The sequence below is a fragment of the Ruegeria sp. AA6 genome (assembly GCF_056542865.1).
This window is the reverse complement of the sequence record NZ_JBQGAN010000007.1, coordinates 26,198-44,854: the sequence shown is the minus strand read 5'-3', so window position 1 is coordinate 44,854 and position 18,657 is coordinate 26,198. Positions and strand designations below refer to the sequence as shown.

20 protein-coding genes are annotated in these 18,657 nt (G+C 57.5%); 13 read left to right on the top strand and 7 right to left on the bottom strand.

Features of this window, described 5'->3' with window-relative positions:
* Window positions 1-5: 5 nt before the first annotated feature.
* The 3 genes from sucD to mdh all read right to left on the bottom strand — a co-directional run bounded on the left by sucD (window position 6) and on the right by mdh (window position 3,617).
* Window positions 6-887 (bottom strand): succinate--CoA ligase subunit alpha, encoded by an 882-nt coding sequence (gene sucD, locus ACR0LN_RS11075; RefSeq protein ID WP_117870362.1) that lies wholly within the window; start codon window positions 885-887, stop codon window positions 6-8.
* Window positions 888-1,138: 251 nt separating this feature from the next.
* On the bottom strand, window positions 1,139-2,332 hold the full coding sequence (gene sucC, locus ACR0LN_RS11070; RefSeq protein ID WP_480429761.1) for an ADP-forming succinate--CoA ligase subunit beta: 1,194 nt from the start codon (window positions 2,330-2,332) through the stop codon (window positions 1,139-1,141).
* Between the two features lie 322 nt (window positions 2,333-2,654).
* Window positions 2,655-3,617, bottom strand: a complete 963-nt coding sequence (gene mdh, locus ACR0LN_RS11065; protein WP_480429759.1) for a malate dehydrogenase — start codon at window positions 3,615-3,617, stop codon at window positions 2,655-2,657.
* A 161-nt stretch (window positions 3,618-3,778) separates the two neighbouring features.
* On the opposite strand from mdh, the gene ACR0LN_RS11060 reads away from it, so the two are divergent.
* Window positions 3,779-4,534 (top strand): sulfite exporter TauE/SafE family protein, encoded by a 756-nt coding sequence (locus ACR0LN_RS11060; protein WP_480429757.1) that lies wholly within the window; start codon window positions 3,779-3,781, stop codon window positions 4,532-4,534.
* Here the strand turns inward: ACR0LN_RS11060 and ACR0LN_RS11055 are convergent.
* Entirely contained in the window at window positions 4,531-4,830 is a 300-nt protein-coding gene (locus ACR0LN_RS11055; protein WP_480429754.1) for a hypothetical protein, read from the bottom strand. The two genes, ACR0LN_RS11060 and ACR0LN_RS11055, sit on opposite strands and share 4 nt — an antisense overlap.
* A gap of 169 nt (window positions 4,831-4,999) precedes the next feature.
* On the opposite strand from ACR0LN_RS11055, the gene ACR0LN_RS11050 reads away from it, so the two are divergent.
* The 10 genes from ACR0LN_RS11050 to ACR0LN_RS11005 all read left to right on the top strand — a co-directional run bounded on the left by ACR0LN_RS11050 (window position 5,000) and on the right by ACR0LN_RS11005 (window position 12,266).
* Window positions 5,000-5,857 carry an HpcH/HpaI aldolase/citrate lyase family protein gene (locus ACR0LN_RS11050; protein ID WP_480429752.1) on the top strand — a complete coding sequence of 286 codons (858 nt, stop codon included), beginning with the start codon at window positions 5,000-5,002 and terminating at the stop codon, window positions 5,855-5,857.
* A 6-nt stretch (window positions 5,858-5,863) separates the two neighbouring features.
* Complete coding sequence (locus tag ACR0LN_RS11045) at window positions 5,864-6,418, top strand: NnrU family protein (RefSeq protein WP_480429750.1); 555 nt, start codon at window positions 5,864-5,866, stop codon at window positions 6,416-6,418.
* 11 nt (window positions 6,419-6,429) lie between these two features.
* Window positions 6,430-6,636, top strand: a complete 207-nt coding sequence (locus ACR0LN_RS11040) for a DUF1737 domain-containing protein (RefSeq protein WP_170332370.1) — start codon at window positions 6,430-6,432, stop codon at window positions 6,634-6,636.
* A complete protein-coding gene (locus tag ACR0LN_RS11035) occupies window positions 6,636-7,664 on the top strand; it encodes a MaoC family dehydratase (protein ID WP_480429748.1) in 1,029 nt (342 codons plus the stop codon). Before ACR0LN_RS11040 ends, ACR0LN_RS11035 begins: the two co-directional genes overlap by 1 nt.
* Before the next feature lie 54 nt (window positions 7,665-7,718).
* Window positions 7,719-8,384, top strand: coding sequence for a DUF1194 domain-containing protein (locus ACR0LN_RS11030; RefSeq protein ID WP_480429746.1), 666 nt, complete (start codon window positions 7,719-7,721; stop codon window positions 8,382-8,384).
* A gap of 211 nt (window positions 8,385-8,595) precedes the next feature.
* Window positions 8,596-8,979, top strand: a complete 384-nt coding sequence (sdhC, locus tag ACR0LN_RS11025) for a succinate dehydrogenase, cytochrome b556 subunit (RefSeq protein WP_480429744.1) — start codon at window positions 8,596-8,598, stop codon at window positions 8,977-8,979.
* Window positions 8,980-8,990: 11 nt separating this feature from the next.
* Window positions 8,991-9,362, top strand: a complete 372-nt coding sequence (locus tag ACR0LN_RS11020; protein WP_480429743.1) for a succinate dehydrogenase, hydrophobic membrane anchor protein — start codon at window positions 8,991-8,993, stop codon at window positions 9,360-9,362.
* A 25-nt stretch (window positions 9,363-9,387) separates the two neighbouring features.
* A complete protein-coding gene (gene sdhA, locus ACR0LN_RS11015; protein WP_480429742.1) occupies window positions 9,388-11,196 on the top strand; it encodes a succinate dehydrogenase flavoprotein subunit in 1,809 nt (602 codons plus the stop codon).
* Between the two features lie 12 nt (window positions 11,197-11,208).
* Complete coding sequence (locus ACR0LN_RS11010; RefSeq protein ID WP_480429740.1) at window positions 11,209-11,988, top strand: succinate dehydrogenase iron-sulfur subunit; 780 nt, start codon at window positions 11,209-11,211, stop codon at window positions 11,986-11,988.
* Window positions 11,989-12,125: 137 nt separating this feature from the next.
* Window positions 12,126-12,266 carry a hypothetical protein gene (locus tag ACR0LN_RS11005; RefSeq protein WP_480429739.1) on the top strand — a complete coding sequence of 47 codons (141 nt, stop codon included), beginning with the start codon at window positions 12,126-12,128 and terminating at the stop codon, window positions 12,264-12,266.
* A gap of 259 nt (window positions 12,267-12,525) precedes the next feature.
* Here ACR0LN_RS11005 and deoD read toward each other — a convergent pair whose 3' ends face one another.
* From deoD to ACR0LN_RS10990, 3 genes are all read right to left on the bottom strand, one after another.
* Entirely contained in the window at window positions 12,526-13,239 is a 714-nt protein-coding gene (gene deoD, locus ACR0LN_RS11000; RefSeq protein ID WP_480429738.1) for a purine-nucleoside phosphorylase, read from the bottom strand.
* 17 nt (window positions 13,240-13,256) lie between these two features.
* On the bottom strand, window positions 13,257-13,574 hold the full coding sequence (locus ACR0LN_RS10995; RefSeq protein ID WP_480429736.1) for an H-NS histone family protein: 318 nt from the start codon (window positions 13,572-13,574) through the stop codon (window positions 13,257-13,259).
* A 125-nt stretch (window positions 13,575-13,699) separates the two neighbouring features.
* Window positions 13,700-15,667, bottom strand: coding sequence for a methylmalonyl-CoA mutase family protein (locus ACR0LN_RS10990; RefSeq protein ID WP_480429735.1), 1,968 nt, complete (start codon window positions 15,665-15,667; stop codon window positions 13,700-13,702).
* 144 nt (window positions 15,668-15,811) lie between these two features.
* Here ACR0LN_RS10990 and ACR0LN_RS10985 point away from each other — a divergent pair, with 144 nt between their 5' ends.
* Together ACR0LN_RS10985 and ccrA are read left to right on the top strand one after the other, a co-directional pair.
* Window positions 15,812-17,200 (top strand): 1-acyl-sn-glycerol-3-phosphate acyltransferase, encoded by a 1,389-nt coding sequence (locus ACR0LN_RS10985; protein WP_480429734.1) that lies wholly within the window; start codon window positions 15,812-15,814, stop codon window positions 17,198-17,200.
* A 111-nt stretch (window positions 17,201-17,311) separates the two neighbouring features.
* Window positions 17,312-18,598 (top strand): crotonyl-CoA carboxylase/reductase, encoded by a 1,287-nt coding sequence (gene ccrA / locus ACR0LN_RS10980; protein ID WP_480429733.1) that lies wholly within the window; start codon window positions 17,312-17,314, stop codon window positions 18,596-18,598.
* Window positions 18,599-18,657 lie beyond the last annotated feature (59 nt).

Below are 18,657 nucleotides of genomic sequence, written 5' to 3'. Positions count from 1 at the left end.
CGCGCTTACCCAATCGCTTCCAGCACAGCCTCACCCAGCTGCGCCGGGCTTTCGGCCACGACGATACCGGCTGAGCGCATGGCTTCGATCTTGTCCTCGGCGCCGCCTTTGCCGCCAGCGACGATGGCGCCCGCGTGGCCCATGCGGCGGCCCGGAGGGGCCGTGCGGCCTGCGATGAAACCAGCGGTCGGCTTCTTGCGGCCCTTCTTGGCCTCATCCGCCAGGAACTGCGCGGCTTCTTCCTCGGCCGAGCCACCGATCTCACCGATCATGATGATCGACTCGGTTTCGTCATCGGCCAGGAACCATTCCAGCACGTCGATATGCTCGGTGCCTTTGATTGGGTCGCCGCCGATGCCGACGCAGGTGGACTGGCCCAGACCCACATCGGTGGTCTGTTTGACGGCCTCATAGGTCAGCGTGCCCGAACGCGACACAACGCCGACCGAGCCGCGCTTGTGGATGTGGCCGGGCATGATACCGATCTTGCAGGCGTCGGGCGTGATGACACCGGGGCAGTTCGGGCCGATCAGGCGCGAGCTTGAGCCTTCCAGCGCGCGCTTCACCTTCATCATGTCCAGAACCGGGATGCCTTCGGTGATGCAGACGATCACTTCCATCTCGGCATCAATCGCTTCGAGGATCGAGTCAGCCGCGAAGGGGGGCGGGACATAGATCACGGAGGCGTTGGCTTCGGTCACGTGCTTGGCTTCGTGGACCGAGTTGAACACGGGCAGGCCCAGATGCTCCATCCCGCCTTTGCCGGGGGTCACGCCGCCGACCATCTTGGTGCCATAGGCGATGGCCTGTTCAGAGTGGAATGTACCCTGCGAGCCGGTAAAGCCCTGACAGATCACTTTGGTATTTTCGTCGATGAGGACTGCCATAGGTCAGACCCTTCCTTTTTTACTAAAATGCAGAAAAATGGCCGATACGATGGTTAGGACTAGAGCTCCGAGGAGGCCTATCGCTACGGCCATTTGTGCTGCAACTTCTCCGAAGATGTCGCGCTCACAAGGGCAGTGCATGTCTTCTGGTCCAATCACTACGCATCGGCACTTCTGTAAGGCCAGAAACCTCCAAACCGTCAGCGCCAACGGGGCAGCTGCAAGCACTTGGAGTATTCTGGCGGTGAGCCTCAACCCTTAACCGCCTTCACGATCTTCTCGGCACCGTCTTTCAGGTTGTCCGCTGCGATCACGTCCAGGCCAGAGGTGTTGATGATCTCTTTGCCTTTCTCGACATTCGTGCCTTCCAGACGCACGACCAGCGGAACCTGCAGGCCGACCTCTTTCACCGCGGCAACCACGCCCTCGGCGATGACGTCACAGCGCATGATGCCGCCGAAGATGTTGACCAGAATGCCTTTGACGTTTTCGTCCGAAGTGATGATCTTGAACGCCTCGGTCACCTTCTCTTTGGTCGCACCGCCGCCTACGTCCAGGAAGTTGGCAGGCTCGGCACCGTACAGCTTGATGATGTCCATCGTCGCCATCGCCAGCCCGGCACCGTTCACCATGCAGCCGATCTCACCATCCAGCGCGATGTAGTTCAGGTCGTACTTGGATGCTTCCAGTTCTTTGGGGTCTTCCTCGGTCGTGTCGCGCAGTTCGGCGATGTCGGGGTGGCGGTAGACCGCGTTGCCGTCAAAGCCCAGCTTGGCGTCCAGCACCTTGAGGTCGCCGCCTTCAGCGACGATCAGAGGGTTGATCTCCAGCATCTCCATGTCCTTCTCGACGAAGGCTTTGTAGAGCTGACCCATCAGCTTGACGCATTGCTTGACCTGCGCGCCTTCCAGACCCAGCGAGAAGGCGATGCGGCGGCCGTGATAGGGCTGATAGCCGGTGGCCGGGTCAACCGAGAAGGACAGGATTTTCTCGGGCGTCTCAGCGGCCACCTCTTCGATGTCCATGCCGCCTTCCGTCGAACAGACGAAGGAAATGCGGCTGGTCTGGCGATCCACCAGCAGGGCCAGATACAGTTCACGCTCGATACCCGAACCGGCCTCGATATAGATGCGGTTGACCTGCTTACCAGCGGGGCCGGTCTGATGCGTGACCAGCGTGCGGCCCAGCATCTTTTTGGCTTCCTCAGCCGCTTCTTCAACCGACTTAGTCAGACGGACACCGCCTTTTTCACCGGCGTCGGCCTCTTTGAAAGAGCCCTTGCCGCGGCCGCCCGCGTGGATTTGCGCCTTGACGACCCAAAGTGGGCCATCCAGTTCACCGGCTGCGGTTTTGGCTTCCTCGGCGCGCAGAACCGCGCGACCTTCGGAGACCGGAGCGCCATAGCTGCGAAGAAGAGCCTTGGCCTGATATTCGTGAATATTCATCGAAACTGTCCCGTCTGACTACGATTAAACCGTTATAGGGCTGTCTATGGGGCAAGTTTAAAGGCTTTTTTGACGAGATAGTGCTTTTTTGCGAAGATTTTAGCTTTTTGTGATCACAGTTTTTTGGGGTGTGATCACATTTTGCATTGAGGGCAATTCTTGATTCGATTTACGAACCGAAGCGGCCAAAAATACATTCATAAACGGAATTTGAAACGTTTGCGCCAACATATCCCGGACTGGTCGGTTGCGGTCGCTCTGTATTGCAAAAAGAAAAACCGGCCCATTTCAGGACCGGTTTTCCGATTTTCTATCGAGTGGCTTAGGCCAGCGAGCTGTCGATGCCTTTACACGCGTCGATCAAGCCCTTCACAGCGTTTACCGAATTGTCGAAGCCAGCCTGTTCGTCTTCGTTCAGTTTGATGTCGACGATCCGTTCGATGCCGCCGGCACCGATTACGGTCGGGACGCCGACATACATGCCGTCGACGCCGAACTCTCCGTTGCAGTAGGCGGCGCAGGGCAAGACGCGCTTTTGGTCTTTCAGATAGGCTTCGGCCATTTCGATAGCCGAGGTGGCAGGCGCATAGTAGGCCGAACCGGTTTTCAGCAAGCCAACGATCTCGGCACCACCGTCGCGGGTGCGCTGCACGATGGCATCCAGCTTGTCCTGCGTGGTCCAGCCCATTTCGACCAGATCAGGCAGCGGGATACCGGCAACGGTCGAGTAGCGAACCGACGGCACCATGGTGTCGCCATGGCCGCCCAGTACGAACGCGGTGACGTCGCGCATCGAGACGTTGAACTCTTCCGACAGGAAGTGCGCAAAACGGGCCGAGTCCAGAACGCCCGCCATACCGCAGACTTTGTTGTGCGGCAGGCCCGAGAATTCGCGCAGGGCCCAGACCATCGCGTCCAGCGGGTTGGTGATGCAGATCACGAATGCTTCGGGGGCGTGCGCTGCGATGCCTTCGCCGACCGATTTCATGACTTTCAGGTTGATGCCCAGAAGATCATCGCGGCTCATACCCGGCTTTCGTGCAACACCGGCGGTGACGATGCAGACATCCGCGCCTGCGATATCCGCATAGTCGCTGGTGCCCGACATGGCCGCGTCGAAGCCTTCAGACGGTCCGGATTCAGCAATGTCGAGTGCCTTGCCTTGGGGCAGTCCGTCGGCGATGTCGAACAGGACAACGTCGCCCAGTTCCTTAATTGCTGCGAGGTGGGCTAGCGTGCCGCCGATGTTCCCCGCGCCGATCAGCGCGATCTTGGGTCTGGCCATTTGGATTATCTCCGGTCGGTTTTGAAATCGTCGCTGTGCTAGTCGTTTATAGGTTTTCTTGCAAGTACCATGGGGCGCGGCATGCAACCGCATACCGTTTGCACAAGTGATGGTGATTGCGCTAAATGGCCTTTTAGACAAGCCTATTGCCGGGATGCCGCATGTTCGAATTGAACCTGATGTTTTTTGCTGTGGCGATCCCAGCGGTGATTTTTGCCGGTATATCGAAGGGTGGGTTCGGTTCCGGCGTGGCCTTTGCATCCTCGTCGATTCTGGCTTTGATTTTAGAGCCGGGGCAGGCGCTTGCCCTGATGTTGCCGATCCTGATGGTGATCGACGTGGCCACGCTTGGACCCTATTGGAAACGCTGGAGCTGGCCGGATTCGCGCCTGTTGATATTGGGCGCCGTCCCCGGTGTTGCGCTGGGGGCGTGGCTGTATCGTGCCACAGACGACGATCTGTTGCGCCTGCTGATCGGGGGGATCTCGGTCGGCTTTGTGATCTGGCATATTGCTCAGAGCAAGGGTCTGATCCGGGGCTTTGCTAACCGCCTGCCCCAGCCTGCCGGGTTGTTTGCAGGTCTGGTCGCTGGATTCACCAGTTTCGTCAGCCATGCCGGTGGCCCGCCCGCTGCTGTGTATCTTTTGTCTCAGCGCCTGACAAAGACCGAGTTCCAGGCCTCAACCGTGCTGGTCTTTTGGGTCATCAATATCTCGAAATTTGTACCCTATGCCTATTTGGGTCTGTTCACTTGGCACACCGCATGGGCCGATCTTCTGCTGGCGCCCTTTGCGATACTTGGTGCCTGGCTTGGCGTCCGGGCGCATTTCATGCTGTCCGAGCGCCTGTTCTTCGGTATCGCCTATGTGCTGCTGACGCTGACGGGCAGCAAACTGATCTGGGACGCGATGATTTAGGCGTTTGGCGGCAGCGCTTCGACCATCGACTCATAAGCCTGGCCAGATGCGACCAGGCAAGTGATCCCATCCGGCATTGTCACAGTGATCGTCCAACTGCCGGTTTGAGCCGAAGCATAGACCTCCATCACCTTCCCTTGCCGCGCAATGCCGATACCGCGGCGCGTCTCTCCGTACGTTTCGGCCAGTCGTTTCACCACGTCCTCGCGTGGCGCGCAGGAGCGGGCCTGAACCTGTTGTGCGGCCAGAACCATGATCCCAAGGCCCATCGTCATCTTGAACAGTGTCTTTTTCATCCGCAAACCCTCTCGATTCCAACTGATCCGAGGGTGCGCTGCGCAGACCGAAATCTGGTTAAGGTGCCGTGCGTTGCGGGTTGAATGCTGCAGTGCGGCGAATTTCTTCTTGAACTTTCCGAAAAAAAATGCCCCATTCCACGCAATATTCTTTCTAATGGAGAGGCCAATGGACCCTCGTCAGCGCCCCTATCGCTCAGTTCTCTATATCCCCGGCTCCCGCGACCGGGCGCTGGACAAGGCCCGAACCTTGCCGGTGGATGCGATCATTTTTGATCTTGAGGACGCGGTGGCCGCAGACGAAAAAGCCAACGCTCGTGAGACGCTCCGTGCGGCACTGGCGGCCGGGGGCTATGGTGACCGGGTCAAGATCGTCCGTATCAACGGGTTGGATACAGAATGGGGTCGCGCGGATGCAGAGGCCGTGCGCCAGATGGACGCCGACGTGGTTCTGTTGCCCAAAGTGAATTCAGCGGCGGACGTTGACGCATTGGCCGCAATCACCGGCGACATGCCGGTCTGGGCGATGATGGAGACCCCGCGCGGCATGCTGAACGCTGCTGAGATTGCGGCACATCCGTTGATGACAGGTTTTGTCATGGGAACCAACGATCTTGCCAAAGACCTGCAAACCCGGTTCCGCGCTGACCGCCTGCCGCTGATGACCTCTTTGGGGCTGTGCCTGTTGGCAGCGAAGGCCGAAGGGCTGATCATCGTTGATGGTGTGTATAACGCATTCAAAGACAATGATGGTCTGGCCGCCGAATGCGAACAGGGCCGCGACATGGGTTTTGACGGCAAGACCCTGATCCACCCGGCACAGGTGGAAATAACCAACGCGGCCTTTGCGCCTTCCGAGGCTGAGATTGATCTCGCCCGCCGTCAAATCGCGGCCTTCGAAGAGACCGAGGCCCAAGGGCAGGGCGTTGCTGTCGTCGATGGGAAGATTGTTGAAAACCTGCATGTTGTAACGGCCCGCGAAACTCTGGCAAAAGCAGAGGCGATTTCAGCTTTGGAAGCGGGGTAAGCCAGCATGGGCTTTGTTCTTCTGATCCTTGGTGTGGCGCTATGGTGGGCCGCACATCTGTTCAAACGTGTGATGCCAGCGCAGCGCTCTGCGATGGGCAATGGCGGTAAAGGCGCGGTGGCGCTGGCGTTGGTGGTCGCGATCCTGCTGATGATCTTCGGCTATCGCATGACCGAGACCGTATTCGTCTGGGCTCCGCCGACTTTCCTGATCCACGTGAACAACCTGTTGGTGTTGATCGCGATTTACATGATGAGCCCCGCTGGCAACAAGGGTCGCTTGCTGAACAAGCTGCGCCATCCGATGTTAGGAGGGTTCAAATTGTGGGCCTTTGCGCATTTGCTGGTGAATGGCGATCTGGCCTCGATCATCCTGTTCGGTGGTTTGCTGGCTTGGGCTGTAGTCGAAGTCATCGTGATCAACAAATCCGAACCCGACTGGACGCCCGGAGAACCCGGCACCTATGGCAAGGATGCGATGTTCTTTGTCGCCTCAATCGTGCTGCTGGGCGTTATCGGGTACATTCACGGGCTGGTTGGCCCGAACCCCTTTGGTGGATAAGGAGCAAAACTATGGCAAAACTCTACCGTCTGCTGACCGAGGAAGACACGTCGGCCTTCTGCCATAAAGTTTCGGATGCTTTGGCCAAGGGCTGGGAACTGTATGGCGATCCGTCTTACGCCTATGACGAAAACAGCCGCATGATGCGCTGCGCGCAGGCCGTGACCAAAGAGGTCGAGGCTGACTATTCCCCCGATATGAAACTGGGACAGCAATAATGGCAAAAACCAATCCGGGCCGTTTTTTCGAGGATTACTCTGTTGGGCAGGTGCTGCACCACGCCGTCCCTCGCACCGTAACGGAAGGCGAGCGCGGCCTGTACCATGCGCTCTACCCCGCGCGTCATGCGCTTTATTCCTCGGATGAATTCGCGCGGGCCTGCGGATTGCAGGAAAGTCCCATTGACGATCTTGCGGCTTTTCATGTGGTGTTCGGCAAGACCGTGCCGGATGTCTCGCTGAATGCAGTTGCCAATCTGGGCTATGCCGAAGGGCGCTGGTTACTGCCGGTTTATGCGGGCGATACGCTGCGTTCGGTCTCTGAGGTGATAGGGGTCAAGCAGAACTCGAACGGCAAGACCGGGGTGGTCTGGGTGCGGACGCGGGGCCTGAACCAGTTGGACGAAGTGGTGATCGAATATGTCCGCTGGGTGATGGTGCGCAAGGCGAACCCGGACGCGCCCGCGCCCGAGGCGGTGGTGCCCGAGCTGAAAAAGGTGCTGGAGCCCAGCGATCTTGTGATCCCTGAGGGTCTGGATTTTTCCAGCTACGATTTTTCACTGGCAGGCGAGCCGCATCGTTGGGGTGACTACGAGATCGGCGAAACCATTGACCACGTGGACGGTGTGACGGTTGAAGAGGCCGAGCACATGCTGGCTACGCGCCTGTGGCAGAACACCGCCAAGGTGCATTTCGACCTGACCTTCCGCCCTGAAGGGCGGCTGATCTACGGCGGTCATGTGATCTCGATGGCGCGGACCTTGTCGTTCAATGGGTTGGCCAACGCGCAGATGATCGTTGGCTTGAACGGCGGTGCCCATGCCAATCCGTGTTTCGCGGGCGACACGATCAAAGCTTGGTCCGAGGTTCTGGACAAAGCCGAAACCGGTGTGCCCGGTGTGGGGGCCATCCGTTTGCGGCTGGTCGCTATAAAGGGCGGTGAGCCATTTGCCTTGAAAAACGAAGACGGTCGCTATCAGCCGAATGTTTTGCTGGACCTCGACTATTGGGCGTTGATGCCGATCTGAGGCTGCCCACATTCATGTGATCGCAGCCAACGCCATTCGTGCTAGGCTGCGGTCATGATCCTGCTTCGCTCATTCGCTGCCTGTCTTTTCCTGACCCCGCCTGTGCTGGCTTGTGATCTGGCCTTGGCGTTGGCAGTGGACGTGTCGGGATCGGTGGATTCAACAGAGTATCGGATACAGATGGATGGTCTGGCGACCGGCCTGCGTGATCCCTTGGTGTCCGAGGCATTGGTCCGCGGTCAGGCGCAATTGATGCTGGTGCAATGGACCGGGTCCTCTCGCCAGCAGGTCACGATTCCCTGGACCCGGATCGACAGCTTCGATGCGCTCGAGCGGTTTGCGGATCAGGTCGCCCGCGATCCCAGGGTCTGGCGCAACTTTTCAACGGCCATCGGCGAGGCGCTGGAAATGACCATGACCAGCTTCGATACGGTCACGGAATGCAAGCGGCATTTGATAGACATTTCGGGCGACGGGGTATCGAACGAAGGTGTCGAGCCGTCTGAGTTGCACAAAGCCCTGCGCGCGCGTGGAGTGACCGTCAACGCGATCGCCATCGAAGAAAGTGAACCTGACCTGACTGCCTATTTCTTTGAAAACGTCATTGTCGGAGAGGGGGCCTTTGTGGTGTCGGCTGCTGGCTTTGCCGATTACCCTGAACGGATACGAAAAAAGCTTCTGCGCGAAGTTATACAGCAATCCGCGTCTGTGAATCGTTAGAGAGCAGATTCGTGATCACAATGCTTTTCTACTGAAAACGCTAACATTCAAGCGACGGGTGGGGTTTTGTGATCACGCTAATATTTTGTGTGATCACATACGCAAAAAAACTGCGACTTAGCATCCATTTTACCTGTTTTTGCGCACGCAGCACGTGACAGATTGGCAAAAAAAGGTAAAACGACGGGTAGCCAACGAAAGAGGAGCCGACATGGCCGATGTCAATCGGGGCAACCGCCCGCTCTCGCCACATATTATGATTTATCGCCCCCAGATGACGTCCGTGTCTTCGATCATGGTGCGTCTGACCGGGATTGGCGTATTCGCTGTCGCAATTCTGGTCGTCTGGTGGCTGCTGGCCGCTTCGACCTCGGAAAGTGCCTTTGCCGGGATCGACGGATTTCTCCGCAGCTGGTTCGGTGACATTATTCTGACCGCTGCGACATGGGGCTTGTGGTATCACACGCTGGGCCGTCTGCGCCACGTTCTTTGGGATTTTGGTTATTGCCTTGATGTTGAGGTCGCCGAGAAGCTGGGTCTGGGCATGTTCGTTGGCGCGACCATCCTGACCATCATCACTGTGATTGCGGTTTAAGGGGACGGCACATGCGATATCTGACTGACCGCAAGCGCGCACAGGGACTGGGTGCAGGGAAATCCGGCACACACACCCATTGGCAGACGATGGTTCGGGCCATGATCCTGACCGTTCTGGTGCCGATCTTCATCTTTATTTTCGGAGCTGGCATTGGCGGAACCTACGAAGAGGTTCTGGCCTATTTCAGCCGCCCGTTTCCGGCAATTGTAACCGCCCTGACGTTGATCGTGGGCCTGTTGCAACTGATGTACGAAGCGCAGGAAGCCATCGAGGACTATGTGCACGGTGTGCTGGAGAAGGTCTCTCTCGCGGCAATGTACGCCCTTGGTTACACGCTGATGGCGGCCGGGCTGTTCGCTCTGGTCAAACTCGCCCTGTGATGATGCGCGGTAAGGAATAAGAACAATGACAGCAGCATATGAATATGAAACCCACGAATACGACGTTGTCGTCGTAGGCGCAGGTGGTGCAGGTCTGCGCGCGACGTTGGGCATGGCGGAACAGGGCCTGCGCACGGCTTGTGTCACCAAGGTTTTCCCGACCCGATCGCACACGGTTGCAGCGCAGGGTGGTATCGCCGCGTCGCTGTCAAACATGGGCCCGGACCACTGGCAGTGGCACATGTATGACACCGTAAAGGGCTCGGACTGGCTGGGTGACACCGACGCGATGGAATACCTCGCGCGCGAAGCCCCAAAAGCGGTTTATGAGCTGGAGCACTATGGCGTGCCCTTCAGCCGGACCGAAGAAGGCAAAATTTACCAGCGCCCGTTTGGTGGCCACACCACCGAATTCGGTGAAGGCCCCGCTGTTCAGCGGACTTGTGCCGCCGCCGACCGAACCGGCCACGCGATCCTGCACACGCTGTACGGCCAGTCGCTGAAGAACAACGCTGAGTTCTACATCGAATACTTCGCCATCGACCTGATCATGTCCGAGGACGGGCAGTGTCAGGGTGTTGTCTGCTGGAAGCTGGACGACGGCACGATGCACGTCTTCAACGCCAAGATGGTGGTGCTGGCGACCGGCGGTTACGGTCGCGCCTATTTCAGCGCAACCTCGGCCCATACCTGCACCGGCGACGGCGGCGGAATGGTGGCCCGTGCGGGTCTGGCACTGCAGGATATGGAATTCGTTCAGTTCCATCCGACCGGCATCTACGGCTCGGGCTGTCTGATCACCGAAGGTGCCCGAGGTGAGGGCGGTTACCTGACCAACTCGGAAGGCGAACGGTTCATGGAGCGCTATGCGCCCCAGTACAAGGATCTCGCGCCGCGTGACTATGTCTCGCGTTCGATGACCATGGAAATTCGCGAAGGCCGCGGTCATGGTGAAAACGGTGACCACATCCACCTGAACTTGAGCCACTTGCCCGCCGACGCGCTGGCCGAACGTCTGCCGGGGATTTCTGAATCGGCGCGCGTATTTGCAGGTGTTGACGTCACCAAGGAACCGATCCCGGTTTTGCCCACCGTGCACTATAACATGGGCGGTATTCCGACCAACTATTGGGGCGAAGTTCTGAACCCAACCGCCGACAACCCGACCGCTGTTGTCCCCGGCCTGATGGCCGTAGGGGAAGCGGGCTGTGCCTCGGTCCACGGAGCCAACCGTCTGGGTTCAAACTCTCTGATCGATTTGGTGGTGTTTGGCCGCGCGGCCGCGATCCGGGCCGGTGAGGTGGTGGACCCCAAGGCGTCGAACCCGGTTCTGAATCAGGCCTCGGTAGACAAGGCCTTTGACCGCTTCGACGCAGTGCGCAACGCCAGCGGAGCTATCCCAACCGCGGATTTGAGGCTTGAGATGCAGCGGACCATGCAGGAAGACGCTGCGGTGTTCCGGACGGCCAAAACCATGGCCGAAGGCGTCGAGAAGATGACGGCAATCGCCGCCAAGATGGACGACTTGAAGGTCACCGACCGCTCGTTGGTCTGGAATACCGACCTGATGGAAACGCTGGAACTAACCAACCTGATGCCAAGCGCGCTGGCCACCATCGTTGGTGCCGAGGCACGCAAGGAATCTCGCGGCGCCCACGCGCATGAGGATTTCACCGAGCGTGATGATGAGAACTGGCGCGTTCACACCGTCAGCCGGGTTGAGGGCAACAAGGTGGACCTCAGCTATCGTCCAGTCATCGTTGATCCGCTGACCACCGAAGACGAAGGCGGCATCAGCCTCAAGAAAATCGCGCCCAAGGCGCGGACGTTCTAAGGAGAGGAACTTATGGTACAACTGACCCTCCCCAAGAATTCGCGCATGACAACGGGCAAGACGTGGCCTAAGCCTGAAGGCGCGACCAATGTGCGGAAATTTCAAATCTATCGCTGGAACCCGGATGATGGGAAAAACCCGCAGCTCGACACCTATTTCGTCGACATGGATACTTGCGGTCCGATGGTTCTGGACGCGCTGATCAAGATCAAAAACGAGATCGATCCGACCCTGACCTTCCGCCGATCCTGCCGCGAAGGCATCTGTGGTTCCTGCGCGATGAACATCGACGGGATCAACACGCTGGCCTGTATCTATGGTATGGATGAGATCAAGGGCGACGTGAAGATTTATCCGTTGCCGCATATGCCGGTGGTCAAGGACCTGATCCCTGACTTGACTCATTTCTACGCCCAACACGCATCCATCATGCCGTGGCTGGAAACCAAGACCAACCGCCCGGCGAAAGAGTGGAAGCAGTCGATCGAAGACCGTAAGAAGCTGGATGGTCTTTATGAATGTGTGATGTGCGCCAGCTGTTCGACTTCGTGCCCGAGCTACTGGTGGAACGGTGACCGCTATCTAGGGCCTGCTGCTTTGTTGCACGCATACCGCTGGATCATCGACAGTCGCGACGAAGCCACAGGTGAGCGCCTGGACGAGCTGGAAGACCCGTTCAAGCTGTATCGATGCCACACGATTATGAACTGTGCCAAGACCTGCCCAAAAGGTCTTAACCCGGCCAAGGCGATTGCCGAGATCAAAAAGATGATGGTCGACCGCTCAGTTTAAGCGACACTTCCAAGACCGCGCTTGCCGCCCTGCGGCAAGCGCATGGCAAGATTGCAAAACTATGCAATGCAGCCTGCCCTGACCCAAGTTATCTTACGCTCAGGGAGGAGTGATGGAACCGAAACGGGATCGCTCCGATGCAAGAACAAAACTCTAAAACAAAAGCCGCTGAGGCACTTGAAGCGCTTGAACAAGCTTGGGCCTTTTACACGCCGGAGCCAGCGCCGTTATCCGAAGCTCACGAACCTGAACTGTTCGAATACGCCAACGCTGCCTGACGCTTGAATTTGCCACAGGATTGGGCAATGCATAAGCATGCCCATTCTGTTGTTATTGCTGGCGGCCGGAGTGTTCGCCTATTTCATCTGGCGGTCGAAGACATCTTCTTTGACGCGAGATTGCCGGTGGCGGCAACACCGCAAGGAAGGCGTCTGGGTCTGTGCCTATTGCGGGGCGCGGCAAGAGGGGGCGAATGAGCCGACTAGCTGTTTAAACGGGAAATAAAGAAACAGGGCGTTTGGTACGCCCTGACTTGGTTCATAACGCGTCGGGAAACGCCGCATGCAAGGCAATTTCGACCATGTCCCCAAAGCTGCTCTCACGCTCGGATGAGGGCAGAGCCTCACCGGTTAGCAGATGGTCTGAAACTGTTAGAACAGCCAGTGCCCGGCAGTTGTGACGCGCGGCAAGGATATAAAGTTCGGCCGCTTCCATCTCGACCCCCAGAATGCCATGGCGCACCATCTGTTCATTCAAATCTGGGCGTTCGTCATAGAACACGTCAGATGAATAGATCCCACCGACATGCGTCGGAGTGCCCTTTGCGGACGCTGCCTGTGCTGCAGCTTGCAAAAGACCCCAATCAGCGCAGGGCGCAAAGTTCAACTCTTTCAGGATACCGCGCGATGGGGTGCTGAGCGTGGTCGACGTCATCGCCAGAATCACGTCGCGGATTTTGACGCTGTCCTGCATACCGCCACAGGATCCTATCCGGATCAGGGTTTTAGCGCCGAAATCGCGGATCAGCTCATTGGCGTATATCGAAAGCGAAGGCATACCCATGCCACTGCCTTGAATAGTGACCGGGTTTCCCTTCCAGGTTCCGGTATAGCCCAACATTCCGCGAACGTTATTAACCAGCTTCGCGTCTTGCAAAAAGGTTTCCGAAGCCCATTTTGCGCGATAAGGATCACCGGGCATTAGAACGGTTTCTGCAATTTCACCTTTTTCGGCGCCAATATGAATTGTCATTTTACAGCCAATTCCTTTCAGATTTCCAAATCCGAAATATCTGCTCCAGCTTTTAAAGCGTCATGAACCCATTGAGGCTTGCGCCCGCGCCCAGACCAGGTCTGTTCGTGGTTGTTCGGGTTTTTATATTTTGCGCTGTTTTTAGGAGTATTTGCGGATCTCGATGCGCCGCCAGACAATTCGGAAAGGGAAAACCCAAATTCAGCCGCGGCTTTTTCGGCGGCTTTCAGGGCTTCCTTGCGTTCGCGCTTTTCAGCGCTTTTTAGCGCGGCATCCACCTTGTCGCGCAGTTCTATCAGATCTTTGCGCGACATTTTTTCAAGGTTGATTGCCATTTTCATTCTCCATTCTGAATACCGTTTTTGGGTGGGAGACAAAGTCCACCGTTTTTCAGAACTCGGTATTTATCTAACTCTTTGCGTAAAGCAATAGAGACTGAAAGAATAGAATGGATCCGGCGCTATTCAGCGGCAATATTTTGCGGATCAACCAATGTGACAATATCGCTCATTATCGCATTAAGCTCGAAATTCTTGGGCGTATAGATTTTAGCGACCCCCATAGCCCGGAGTTTTGCGGCGTCTTCATCTGGAATGATCCCACCGACCACCACGGGGATGTTGTCCAATCCGGCCTCGCGCAAACGGGTCATCACATCCTGCACCAGCGGGATATGACTGCCTGACAGGATTGAAAGGCCAATTACATGGGCTTCGTCTTCCATAGCAGCGTTGACGATTTCCTCGGGCGTCAGGCGGATACCTTCATAGCTGATATCCATGCCGCAATCGCGGGCGCGGAAGGCAATCTGTTCGGCACCGTTGGAATGGCCGTCCAGCCCCGGTTTGCCGACCAGGAATTTCAGGCGGCGGCCAAGCTTGTCGCTAACGGCATCCACGGCGGCGCGCAGGTCGTCCAGCCCTTCGGTTTTGTTTGAAACTGAACCTGATACGCCGGTCGGGCCGCGATAGGTGCCGTAGACTTTGCGCATTTCCTCGGCCCATTCGCCGGTGGTAACACCAGCCTTGGCTGCGGCAATTGATGGCTCCATCACATTGGTCCCCGATTGCGCTGCGTCTCGCAACGCAGCCAGCGCGGACGCCACCGCCGCGGCGTCGCGATCCGCGCGCCATTCGTTTAGGCGGTTGATCTGCTCCTGTTCCACAGCGGGATCAACGACCATGATGCCGCCATCTTCGGTCTGCAGGGGCGAGGGTTCGCCCTCGGTCCATTTGTTCACGCCGACCACGACGGTTTCATTCCGTTCGATCCGGTTGAGACGTTCGGCGTTGGAATCCACAAGGCGGGATTTCATGTATTCGATCGAGGCAACTGCGCCTCCCATCGAATCCAGGTTCGCCAATTCGGCACGGGCGCCGTCTTTCAGTTCCTCAACTTTGGCGTCCACGGCTGGGTTGCCGTCGAACAAGTCGCCGTATTCCAGCAGGTCGGTCTCATACGCCAGAATCTGCTGCATCCGCATTGACCATTGCTGATCCCAAGGGCGAGGCAGCCCAAGGGCTTCATTCCATGCGGGCAGCTGAACAGCGCGGGCACGGGCTTTCTTCGACAAGGTCACGGCGAGCATCTCGATCAAGATGCGATACACGTTGTTTTCAGGCTGCTGCTCGGTCAGGCCCAAGGAATTCACTTGAACACCGTAGCGGAACCTGCGGAATTTCGGATTTTCGACACCATAGCGTTGTTGCAGAATTTCGTCCCACAGATCGACGAAAGCGCGCATCTTGCACATTTCAGTAACAAAGCGGATCCCTGCGTTCACAAAGAACGAAATGCGTCCACACAGCGCGGGGAAATCTTCGGCCGGGACGCGGGGGCGCAGCTCGTCCAATACGGCAATTGCCGTGGCCAGCGCATAAGCCAGTTCCTGTTCCGGCGTAGCGCCTGCCTCTTGCAGGTGGTAGGAACACACGTTCATCGGGTTCCATTTCGGCACGTTGGTGTAGCAATACTCGGCCACGTCCGCGATCATCTTCAGTGACGGTTTCGGCGGGCAGACATAGGTGCCGCGGCTCAAGTACTCCTTGATCAGGTCGTTCTGAACCGTGCCCTGCAGTTTAGAAACATCCGCGCCCTGTTCCTCGGCCACCGCAATATAAAGCGCCAGCAGCCAAGGGGCTGTCGCGTTGATTGTCATCGACGTGTTCATCTGTTCCAGCGGTATCTGGTCGAACAGCACCCGCATGTCACCCAGATGGCAGACGGGCACGCCCACTTTGCCCACTTCGCCGCGCGCCAGTGTGTGATCGCTGTTATATCCGGTCTGAGTCGGCAGATCGAACGCCACAGACAGACCTGTCTGACCCTTTGCGAGGTTCCCACGATACAACGCGTTCGACGCCTTGGCCGTGGAATGACCGGCATAGGTTCGGATGAGCCAGGGGCGATCTTTCTGCGTCTGCGTCATAGCGGGGCCTCGTCTATCGGTAGGGTAAGAAAATTACGCTTTAGCGTTCTAAAGCGCAATTTTTGGGATATGTCAATTCGCTGCGTCGCGGCATATGTGGTTCTTCAGATTGTAGGTGCCGCAGTTTGGTGGCAGTGTGCGACCATGACTCAGACCGTGGAACTTCCGCTTTGGCTGTTTTTGCTGATCCTGGTATTTGCCGCGGTCACCCTAGCCTCGCATTTTCTGTTTCCCTCGGTGCGCTGGTTTTTTCGCCGCCGTCTGGAACGCGCCGTCAAACGCCTGAACAAACGCCTGCAACGCCCGATCCAGCCCTTCAAGCTGGCGCGTCGGCACGACATGATTCAACGTCTGATTTATGATCCGCAGGTCGGGCAGGCCGTTCAGAACTTTGCGCGTGAAGAACGTGTTCCTGAGGCCGTCGCTTTTGAAACCGCACGTCGTTATGCGCGCGAGATTGTCCCTTCCTTTTCCGCCGTAGCTTATTTCAGCTTCGCCATTCGTATGGCTCGAATGCTGAGCAACGCGTTCTACAATGTGCGGCTCAGTTACCTGGACGAAAAGGCCATAGGGGATATCGACCCCGATGCGACGGTGGTGTTTGTCATGAATCACCGCAGCAACATGGACTACGTTCTGGTCACCTACCTTGCAGCGCAACAATCTGCGCTGTCTTACGCGGTAGGAGAATGGGCGCGGGTCTGGCCCCTTAGCCGCCTGATCCGTGCGATGGGTGCATATTTTATCCGCCGTAAATCGGGGAGTGAGCTGTATCGCCAAGTGCTGGCCTGCTACGTCCGCCACGCGACCGAGGCCGGTGTGACGCAGGCCATGTTCCCCGAAGGCGGGCTGAGCTTGACCGGAGCCTTGGGGCGGCCCAAGCTGGGTTTGCTCAAATACATCATCGACGCCGCCAATCCGGACGGGAGGGATGTGGTGTTCGTACCGGTCGCTTTGAATTACGACCGGGTGCTTGAGGATACAATTCTGACCAAAGCTGCGCTTGGCAATGAGCGCCGGTTTCGCGCCAGGATCGGAGTCATTTCCTGGTGGATTCTGAAACAAATCGGGCGGCGGCTTACGGGCCGCTACGAGCGGTTTGGCGTCGCGTCGGTGCGATATGGCAAGCCAATCTCGCTGCGAGCCTTTCGTGCTAAGCACGAAGCCAATCTGATGACCGATCTGGCCCGGGATCTGATGGCAGGCATCGGGGAAGCAATTCCGTTAGTGCCCGGACCGGCTGCGTGCTGGCTTGTGCGCGAAAAGGGTGAACTATCTGAGGCCGACGCCGTGGCTTTGATTGATCAGCTTCAGCGACGTAACGGAATTTCCGAGCCGATGGATCGAAAAACGATTGAGAACGGCATTCAGCAATTTGTGGATCGCCGCATCCTCAGGCGTGAAGACGGGAAATTATCGTCGTCTGGTCAACGGGTTGACCTTTTGGATTACTATGCGGCCTCGGCGCCTTTGGGCGTTGAACAGGATCTTTCTGCGTCCGCGAAAGAAATTTCTGCATCCGCTGGGTCATAAAATTACAAAAATCGCCCGAAATGGGTTGCAATGTTGCTCAACGGTCAATACTCATCGAGTGAAGCCGGCGATTCTGCATCGCGGCAATGGGTTTGAACAAGGGAGGCCAAAATGGCTCTGGACACCGACAGCGGCATCGCGTCGTACGAGGCACCGGAAAAAGACCTGTATGAGATGGGTGAAATCCCTCCGATGGGATATGTCCCGAAACAAATGTACGCATGGGCGATCCGTAAAGAACGCCATGGTGAGCCGGATACGGCCATGCAGTTGGAAGTGGTTGATGTCCCCAAGCTGGACAGCCACGAAGTGCTGGTTCTGGTGATGGCAGCGGGTGTGAACTACAACGGCGTTTGGGCGTCGCTGGGCAAACCGATCAGCCCCTTTGACGGGCACGGTCAGCCATTCCACATCGCCGGTTCCGACGCGTCGGGCATCGTTTGGGCCGTTGGTGACAAGGTCAAGCGCTGGAAAGTGGGAGACGAAGTTGTGATCCACTGCAACCAGGACGACGGCGACGACGAATATTGCAACGGTGGAGACCCGATGTATTCGCCCAGCCAGCGGATCTGGGGTTATGAAACGCCGGACGGCTCGTTCGCGCAGTTCACTAATGTGCAGGCTCAGCAGCTGATGCCACGCCCCAAGCACCTGACCTGGGAAGAAAGCGCCTGCTACACGCTGACACTGGCAACGGCCTACCGGATGTTGTTTGGGCACGAACCGCATGACCTGAAACCGGGTCAGAACGTTCTCGTCTGGGGTGCGTCGGGAGGTCTGGGTTCTTATGCCATCCAGCTGATCAACACTGCAGGCGCGAATGCGATTGGTGTGATCTCGGACGAAAGCAAGCGCGACTTCGTTATGGGGTTGGGCGCCAAGGGCGTGATTAACCGCAAGGACTTCAATTGCTGGGGCCAGTTGCCCACAGTGAACACGCCGGAATATGCTGAATGGTTCAAAGAGGCCCGCAAATTCGGCAAGGCCATCTGGGATATCACTGGCAAAGGTGTGAACGTCGACATGGTGTTCGAACATCCCGGTGAAAGCACCTTCCCGGTATCGACTTTCGTGGTGAAAAAGGGCGGCATGGTCGTGATCTGCGCAGGCACCACCGGGTATAACCTGACCTTCGACGTGCGTTATATGTGGATGCATCAAAAGCGCTTGCAGGGTTCGCACTTTGCGCATCTGAAACAGGCCGCTTCCGCTAACCAGCTGATGGTCGAACGTCGTCTGGACCCCTGCATGTCCGAGGTGTTCTCGTGGAAGGAGCTTCCCGAGGCGCATATGAAGATGATGCGCAACGAGCATAAGCCGGGCAACATGTCGGTTCTGGTTCAGGCTCCGCGCACGGGGATGCGTACCCTGGAAGAGGTATTGGACGCCCGCGGTTGATCCGCACTTAAATTAAGCACCAACGCCCGCGAATCGTTAGAACGGTTCGCGGGTGTTTC